This window comes from Aphanizomenon sp. CS-733/32, from assembly GCF_028330045.1.
GTDB classification, from domain to species: Bacteria; Cyanobacteriota; Cyanobacteriia; order Cyanobacteriales; family Nostocaceae; genus Dolichospermum; species Dolichospermum gracile.
In genome coordinates, this window is the sequence record NZ_JAQMSE010000035.1 from 21456 (window position 1) to 27632 (window position 6177).

The 6177-nt window shown below is 40.2% G+C and carries 6 protein-coding genes; 2 read left to right on the top strand and 4 right to left on the bottom strand.

What is annotated here, in order from left to right:
- Nucleotides 1-54: 54 nt before the first annotated feature.
- Together PN471_RS03305 and hetZ are read right to left on the bottom strand one after the other, a co-directional pair.
- Nucleotides 55-831: a PatU gene (locus PN471_RS03305; protein ID WP_334311893.1), complete on the bottom strand. Its 777-nt coding sequence runs from the start codon at nt 829-831 to the stop codon at nt 55-57.
- A 191-nt stretch (nt 832-1022) separates the two neighbouring features.
- On the bottom strand, nt 1023-2210 hold the full coding sequence (gene hetZ / locus PN471_RS03310) for a heterocyst differentiation protein HetZ (RefSeq protein ID WP_193897152.1): 1188 nt from the start codon (nt 2208-2210) through the stop codon (nt 1023-1025).
- A 213-nt stretch (nt 2211-2423) separates the two neighbouring features.
- Between hetZ and PN471_RS03315 the strand changes: the two genes are divergently transcribed.
- The gene (locus PN471_RS03315; protein WP_271775656.1) at nt 2424-2897 is read left to right on the top strand and encodes a hypothetical protein; all 474 of its coding nucleotides are present in this window, start codon (nt 2424-2426) and stop codon (nt 2895-2897) included.
- 186 nt (nt 2898-3083) lie between these two features.
- On the opposite strand, the gene sds is transcribed toward PN471_RS03315, so the two are convergent.
- Nucleotides 3084-4055: a solanesyl diphosphate synthase gene (gene sds / locus PN471_RS03320; protein WP_271775653.1), complete on the bottom strand. Its 972-nt coding sequence runs from the start codon at nt 4053-4055 to the stop codon at nt 3084-3086.
- Nucleotides 4056-4890: 835 nt separating this feature from the next.
- On the opposite strand from sds, the gene PN471_RS03325 reads away from it, so the two are divergent.
- Nucleotides 4891-5088 carry a hypothetical protein gene (locus PN471_RS03325; RefSeq protein ID WP_271775657.1) on the top strand — a complete coding sequence of 66 codons (198 nt, stop codon included), beginning with the start codon at nt 4891-4893 and terminating at the stop codon, nt 5086-5088.
- Nucleotides 5089-5155: 67 nt separating this feature from the next.
- On the opposite strand, the gene murI is transcribed toward PN471_RS03325, so the two are convergent.
- Nucleotides 5156-6001 (bottom strand): glutamate racemase, encoded by an 846-nt coding sequence (gene murI, locus PN471_RS03330; RefSeq protein ID WP_271775654.1) that lies wholly within the window; start codon nt 5999-6001, stop codon nt 5156-5158.
- Between the last annotated feature and the right edge of the window lie 176 nt (nt 6002-6177).

Sequence of the window (6177 nt, forward strand, 5' to 3'; positions counted from 1 at the left end):
CTTGCCTCTTGCCTTGCTATAACGATAATTTGCAACGCCAACCTACTTATTACCTTAGATTTTCACCTGAATAGCCAACAACAAAGGCTGTTGATCTAATTCAGGGAACTCCACTGCCAAAGTATAAATTGGCTGATTTCTATCAATTTGTAACTCTATAACTGGTATTTCTGAAGTCTCAGATTTCACAAATTCTTGAGTATCATTACCCTGGAGTTGTAAAATCCCCGGCGTAGGTAATTCACCCTGAACCGTCAACTTCATGAATTTACCTAAATTCCGTAATTCTACTCGCATACTCAAACTCCCCACCGTAGTGAGCCATTGTTTCTCTACCAGTGGCTGAGTCAATGAAATCGGCAAAGTTAAATTTTCCAACAACTGCTTGGCTGCCATTAAAGACAAAGCCATTTGTTGCCGTGGTAATAAATCAAAATAATCACTCTCAACATCAGCCGTAGCTGTCAAGGTATCAGCAGAACGATAAGAGCTTCTCAGGACTAACCCAGCCAAATCATTAATAGCTTGAGCATCTGTAGGGAACATACTTTCTACCACCTGAACTAACTTAGCTCCCAGGGGTAAAGAAGATGTCAATAACACCTGACATTTTTCCAGCAATTGCCAAAAAACTTTTTCAGGCAAAGGAATAGGCAAATTTAGCTTAGATTGGTGGACAGTCCACCCCCAAGCAGGAACTAAACCCAGAGATTGTTCTTCTACACAGTCGGGATACTCCATAGATTGTGTTTCCCAGGGGAACAACGGCGGATTTTTTTCTACTTGGTCTTGTAAACGACGCTTAAGAATAGCTTGAAAACGTTCTTGCACAGTAGGAATTTCTCCCAGTTGAAAGGTTTGGGGCTTTTCTTATCAATTTGAGTTCACCAATTTGGCTACTATCTGGAGATAAATATCTACCCCGTCAGTTTCCTCACACTATAACAAGCTATACCCGTAAGTGTTGAAGTTATAATTTTTCAATACCCAAGCAAGTTGATCATTTTGTGAAGATTCACAAGTCACCATTCATGGGTAGATGCACTAGATCCGGACACTAAAGAATTCCGAATTTCCCAGGCTTGTTCTAAAATCTTAAACCAACGTTTCTGTAATTGTGCCATTGATAAGCCTAATGTCTTAGATATTTGCTCGTCAGGTTTTCCTTGCTGCTTCAAATCTAAGATGGACTTTTGTTTATCATCTAGCTGTGCCAGATAAGTTTCCCATTGAATCGGAGTTAAACCCAAATTAGTAGGTAAAGAAACTTCTAACCACTCATGTACCAATTCCCAACGATGTAAAAGAGCAAACCGAATTAAATGATATTTAAACCGTTGCTGTAAGTAATCACGCTGTCGAGATGTTAAACCTAAAATTGACTCAATCTCTGGTGCTGATAAATCCTGAAGACGCAAAGCAAAGTAATCAGCACAGTCAGATTGTTCTTTTTCTTCTAAATAATCTATTAATTCAGTAATCACAACCGAGCGCAGGGTATCTTCTTCTGGTTCGGGCTGCATAGCCATAGCCGAGCGCAATTGATGGATAGCTGGTTCTTCCCAAGAACCGTCAAACTCACCACTACCACCCTCTGATGCCTGTTCTATATCTACACTTGTTTCTAGCGGCTGCTGTTTGGAAAAAGTTTGCGCCCGCAAAATAATTAGCTGTTGCTGCCTTCCAGGGAGTGGAATCCGACGTTTACCATATCGTTCGGTAAATGCCATGTATTCTCCCAATTCTAAAAGAGTCTGGGGGCGATAGGTCAGACCTAATTGGTTCTCCCTTCTAAAGGCACTTAAAGCCTCCAGATAAAAACTCTGGAGAAAATCTTCAATGATAGTTAACCGCCCTTGATAGCTTAATTGCTTGTGAGGCGGATTAATATAACGGTAAACAATGGCACTCAGTGTGCTGTGTAGTTCTACCCTTCCACGACTTGAACCTAACTGATAATATCGAATACACTGTTGTAACCGATGTTTAGCTAGGCTCATGGCTGAACTTTCTACAGACCCGGAAGTTTGAATGCGTTTACTTTCATTACAAATCCGCAAAACTTCGTTAGTAATTCTCACCGACACATCGTGACAATTTTGCTCCGAAGCCTTAGTTGACTGTTGAAGTTCCCTAAATAGGAATTGAAAGATGACCTCCACGCTGATAGAAATTTTCCCCTGATTAGTTGCGATTGCTGTTGAATTCATAGTCCCAGTTCTCAAAAAGACCCTAACATACTTTGGACACGACTTGCTAGACTTTGGATAATAGTTTCATGGTTTTTGTGTACAAGTCAAACGCAAACCAATTTACTGTGAGGATATGTGGCATAGGCAGATTGAACTTGACAAATCCCAATTTAGTGGGATATTTTCCTGCTCATGTTTTAGCCATTATCCAAAAGTCATTTACAACTCATGATGGATTTAGAAGCACAAATTCAATTGCTGATAGACAATGCACCCCAGGATGGCGTGACACCACAGATTATGGTATCAATCGCCCCTGTATTAGTCGCCATTGCCCAAAAGTTAAACCACTACCAATACTTTATTCTCCAAAGTCCTGAGCAAGATTGGGTTTTAACTACATTGAGCAATCGCGCAAATCCAGGAATAGAAAAGCAAGTTATTTACGCTTTCCCTACCATACAAGATGTTTCCCTAATCTCAGATGCTGGGCGTGACCCTTACTTGCTGCCAACCCTCATGGATGTTACTCAAATTTTATTCCAATTGGTAGCCCTGAAACCAGTACACAGCATAGTTTTTATAGAAACACCGGGAAATTTAACCAATACTGTAGAAGTGCGGCGTTCTGAGCTAGAAAAGCTGATCCAGCAACAATTACAGCAATTTAAAGCCCAAAAAACAGTTCCTCCCAATATTGCCTAACTAAATTTGGGATTTAGGAAATTTAATATCCACAATCCCAAATTTTGAATCGTCTTAACTTTTTCTTAGTAGTTGTAGGATGCGTCAGACTGCATCAACCTTGCAAATAAACAGATTGTTGATATCTGACGCACCCTACCAATGTGCCAGTTGCGTAAGTCCTGCTTAAATCGCCCTAACTTTTTCTTAGTAGAGCCGACTTAGTACATAGTCGGTCAAATTCATCAGTGCTTCCCGTGATGCTGATGGTTCTAAAATACCGATAGACTCGGTGGCTAACGTAGCATGGTGAGCAGCTAATTCTCTCGCTCTTTGGATACCGCGACTATCATGGATTAGCGCCAGTGCTTGCTCTAAATCCCCTTCCTGGGCAAACTCTCGTTCAATCAGGACTTCTAAGTAGGGTTTTTCTTCTAAGGCAAATAAAACCGGTGCTGTCAGATTGCCACTTTTGAGGTCAGAACCCGCTGGTTTACCCAGGGTGTCTGTTGAACTGGTGAAATCAAGAATATCATCTACTATTTGAAAGGAAAGACCTAAATGGCGACCATAACTATACAAGTGTTCGGCAGTTTCTAGGGATGTTTCACTAATCAATCCAGCAGCCTTAGAACTGTTGGCAATTAATGAGGCTGTTTTGTAATAGCTTTTTTGTAGATAGGTTTCCGTAGAAAGACTAGCATCAAAACGATTTAGCCCTTGTTGGATTTCTCCAGCGGCTAAATCCATAATTACTTCAGAAAGCAGTTTAACAACATCCAAGTTATTTAGATTTGCTAAATACCAAGAGGATTGAGCAAAGAGAAAATCCCCTGCAAGCACAGCAATGCGATTACCAAACAAACTATGTACAGTCGGTACACCGCGCCGAACATTTGATTCATCTACTACATCATCATGGACTAGACTGGCTGTGTGAATCATTTCTGTAATTTCTGCCAGTCGTCGGTGACGTGCGGTAATATCTTCTTCTAGCATGGTTGCCCGCGATATAAGTAGCACTATTGCAGGTCTGATTCGCTTCCCCCCAGCACCGAATAAGTGTTCGGCTGCGGCATAGAGAATGGGGTGGCGATTTCCAACTAGCTGTTTAAGGTTATCTGCTAGTATTTGCAGGTCTGCTTCCACAGGGGTAAACAGGGAGGTGGCTGGGGTCATGGATAGGCGGACTCTGACTTAGGTTACGAAAGTTTACATATTCTTTAATTTTAAGATAACCCAGTGTCGGCGCAAAGTTTTCCTTCAGCAAGATGATTTTTAATATCTATTGCGTTATTCACACATTGGATTATGAATGTGTTATAATTAGAGATTGTCTTAATGTTTAATAGTTCTTGCCAAATTTGTTAATTAATAAATTGCGTAGTAATAAGAACTTTAATGTCAATAAAATAACACGCATTGACGGCAATTTCAAGTTGGCGGTGAGCAAGAAAAAATTTTTAAATTTGGTCCAGAAATTAGCTTCAAATTCAGGTTGGCTGTGTTAGGCTAATACCTAGAGATATTAAATTTTTCAGATTATTCACTTCCAAAGTAAAACCATCATTTGGTGATTTTACGTAATAGTGTTGTGAGTCTAAAATAACTCGTCGCCAAAGAAAAAATAGGAATAATTCCTAAATTCTAGGCAATGACCGTGCCTTTTGATCTGAATTGTGCCTTTCCAGTTATGGAACTAACTCAACGTATTCAACGCACGTTGGGTATTAGCGTACATTTATTTAAATTGGTGTGAGGTCAATAACACAGGCTGGGTAGACTGCTGATGAGCGCGGTTGAAGTTTGCTGTCGAGTAAATTTGCTGCTGTCGGATGTATAGCCTGGGAAAGTTGATATTAAAGAAAATAGATTGATTGACCAGAGAAAATTAGTTTTCGACTGGAGTGCTTTGTATAGCTAACTACATTTATCAAGGGTGTGCTTGATTAATTGAGTTCTGCTGGTTTTGTATGCAATTTTATATTCCCTAGTAATTAAAGATGGTGGAACAATGATTTACAGAAATATGCCTATGATGATATTTATTTTAGCTGCTGGCTATTTGTTTAGTGTGTACTTGTTGTTGGCTTTAGCAAAGCGAGCAAGCAAAAAGAATATTTCTCAAAGCGGGTCTGATTCTGTTAAGGATAAATATAAGCAGCAACGAGAATTAACTACAAATGTAACTCAAGCTGTCAATAGTCAATGAAAGCAACTTGCATTGGTCATTGGTCATTGGTCATTAGTAAATTACCACTGACAACTGACCACTGACTTTAAGAGAGGACAGTATCAGCAAAACATACCTGTTCTACCATTGGGGTATAGCCCAACCATTGTAAGCTAGATTGGGTAAATTGCTGGGAACAACCGCTGACAGCGAAGCGAGTAGGCAGTGGTGGATGAGTATTCTTGATCCCTAGTAGATCCAATTCTTGAGAGCAAGCGGCGGCAACATGAACAGCTGGGTCAATTAGCTGGACTTGCTGGGGAAGGAGCGATCGCAAGATCGGCGACAAAAGGGGATAATGGGTACAACCATAAACTAAAGTATCTATTTCTTTCTGAATCAAAGGTTCTAGATAGGTTTTGGCTATTTCCATAGTATAAGGATCGTGGATGCGATTTTGTTCAATGAGTGGGACAAATTCTGGGCAACTGACTTGCCAGACTTGGACATTGGATTGAATTTCTAAAATAGCTTGACGATAGGCATTGCTTTGAGCCGTAGCTGGAGTAGCAATCACACCAATCCGTTGTCCTTGTTGGACTGCTGCCCTTGCACCTGGGAGAATCACTCCTAAAATGGGGAAATTAAACTCTTGACGGACAATATCTAATGCTAAAGCCGAACTGGTGTTACAGGCCATAATTGCCATTTTCACCCGTTGCTGCTGCATCCAATGGAGGATTTCTCGGACAAATTGGAGTATTTCTGTTTGGGAACGAATACCATAGGGAAGACGGGCTGTATCCCCTACATAAATAATTGATTCATTGGGAAGTTGTTGATAGATTTGTCGCAGTACAGTTAGTCCGCCAACTCCACTGTCAAATACCCCAATGGGAGCGCGTTGAGGTTCTTGAGGGGAAAAAGTATCAAAAATAGAAGATGAATACACAGCAAATATTAATTTGGATTTTGAGATGTTAACTATAAGTAGAGTAACGTAAATAATTAAAGGTTTGTAGTAAGGTCTTTAGACCTGAAAGTAGGGCTAAAGCCCTAACTACGAGCAAATTTCAGAATCTGTTAAGTTACTTAACATAGTTCTATTTATTTTTACCTACCTACTTA